This window comes from Mesorhizobium sp. M7A.F.Ca.ET.027.03.2.1, assembly GCF_003999175.1.
Taxonomy (GTDB): domain Bacteria; phylum Pseudomonadota; class Alphaproteobacteria; order Rhizobiales; family Rhizobiaceae; genus Mesorhizobium.
The window spans coordinates 1-1,992 of the sequence record NZ_RZOM01001113.1; the positions used below are offsets into that span (position 1 = coordinate 1).

2 protein-coding genes are annotated in these 1,992 nt (G+C 64.8%); both read right to left on the reverse strand.

The annotated features are described in order from the left end of the window. Positions 1-925: protease modulator HflC (locus tag EN750_RS31815; RefSeq protein ID WP_145968106.1), on the reverse strand; the 925-nt coding region annotated here is incomplete at its 3' end. Continuing rightward, on the reverse strand, positions 925-1,992 hold a 1,068-nt coding region (gene hflK, locus EN750_RS31820), incomplete at its 5' end, for an FtsH protease activity modulator HflK (protein ID WP_127399067.1). The genes EN750_RS31815 and hflK, both read right to left, overlap by 1 nt.

Consider the following 1,992-nt stretch of genomic DNA (forward strand, 5'->3'; position numbering starts at 1 on the left):
TCGCCGGAGCGTTTGGCGCAGGCGAAGCCGGCTTTGCCGGCCCCTCGCCGCCGTCAGGATTGCGGAAGAAGCGGAAGAACTCCGAGTTCGGCGACAGCACCATCGTCGTTCCGGTGTTGTCCAGCGCCGTGCCATAGGCATTCATCGACCGGTAGAAGTCGAAGAAGGCCGGATCGCGCTGATAGGCTCCCGCGAAGGTGGCGCTGCGCTGGGCTTCGCCCTCGCCGCGCAGGATTTCCGACTCTTTCTGCGCTTCGGCGACGATCTCGACCACTTCGCGATCGGCGCGGGCGGTGATGCGCTGTGCCGCTTCATTGCCGCGCGCCCTCAGCCGCGCAGCTTCCGCCAGGCGTTCCGCCTTCATGCGGTCGAAGGTCTGCTGCGAGACTTCGGCCGTGAGATCCGTGCGGCGGATACGGACATCCTCGATCTGCAGGCCGAGCGATGTGGCGTCGGGCCTGAGCTGGTCGCGGACTTCGCGCATCATCACGGTGCGCTGTTCGGAAAGTGCGGCCTCGAAATCACGCAGACCGTAGACACGGCGCAAGGCAGCGTCGAGACGCGTCCTGAGCCGGGCTTCTGCCAGTTCGATCTGACCCGACACGGTGGAGCGGAAGACCCGCGGATCCGAGATGCGGTAGGCGATGAAGGCGTCGACCTCATAGAACTTGCCGCCTGACACCTGGACGCGGATGTTGTCGAGGTCGAAGCGCAGCACCCGGTTCTCGATCAGTTGCACGGTGTCGGCGTCGAAGAACGAGAACGGCGCCTTGAAGTAGATGCCGGGTTCGCTCTTGACGTCGACGATCTCGCCGAACCTGAGCACCAGCGCCTGCTGGCGCGCATTGACCACGAAGACCGACGAATAGAGCAGGAACAGGATAACCGCTGCTGCGACGACGATGATGGGAAGACGGTTGGCCATCACTGGTTACCTCCCGTAACGCCACTGGGCGCAGCGGGCGCCGGCGCTTTCGGTTGCAGTGCCGGCAGCGGCAGATAGGGAACGACCCCTTGACCGTTGCCCTGCTCGACGATGACCTTGCTCGAATCCTTCAGAACCTTCTCCATGGTTTCCAGGTAGAGGCGCTTGCGCGTTACATCGGGCGCCTTGGCATATTCGTCATAGACCGAGATGAAGCGCTGTGCCTCACCCTCGGCTTCCTGCACGACCCGGTTCTTGTAGGCGGCCGCGTCTTCGCGGATCTGTGCGGCCTCGCCGCGCGCCTGGCCGAGCTTCTGGTTGGAGTACTGGTTGGCCTGCTCGACGAACTTGTCCTCGTCCTGCTCGGCGCGCTGCACCTCGTCGAACGCATCGGCCACTTCGCGTGGCGGTGCCGCATCCTCGATCGAAACGGCGTTGACGTTGAGACCGGCCTTGTAGCCGTCCAGCGTCGTCTGGATGATTTCACGCACCGAGGCGGCAATGCCCTGGCGATCGTCGCGGAAGATGTCCTGCGCCGGCCGGCGACCGACGGCTTCACGCATGGCGCTTTCGGCTACCTGCCGCAGCATACCGTCGGGATCGGACACATCGAACAGATACGCGCTCGGGTCGGAGACCTGATAGGCGACCGAGAACTGGACGTTGACGATGTTCTGGTCGCCGGTAAGCATCAGCCCGGACGTGTTGCCACTTGTCGCGCCGCCGCCGCCGATATCGACGAGCTGCTCGGAAATCTTGGCCGTCTCGACGGTTTCGAGCGGCCACCAATGGAAATGCAGGCCAGGCTGCGACAGTTCGGTCTTCGGCTTGCCGAAGCGCAGTTCGACCGCGACCTCGTCGGGCTGCACGGTATAAACCGCCTTGAACGCCCACAGCACCACAAGTGCAGCCGCGATCAGCGCGAAGATAGCCGGGCTCGCGCCGCCGCCACCCGGAAGAGCGCGCCGCAGCCGGTCCTGGCCGCGGCGGATGATGTCTTCGAGATCGGGGGGCGAGCCCTGTGGCCCGCTGGGTCCCTTTGGACCCTGCCCCCAGGGTCCCTGATT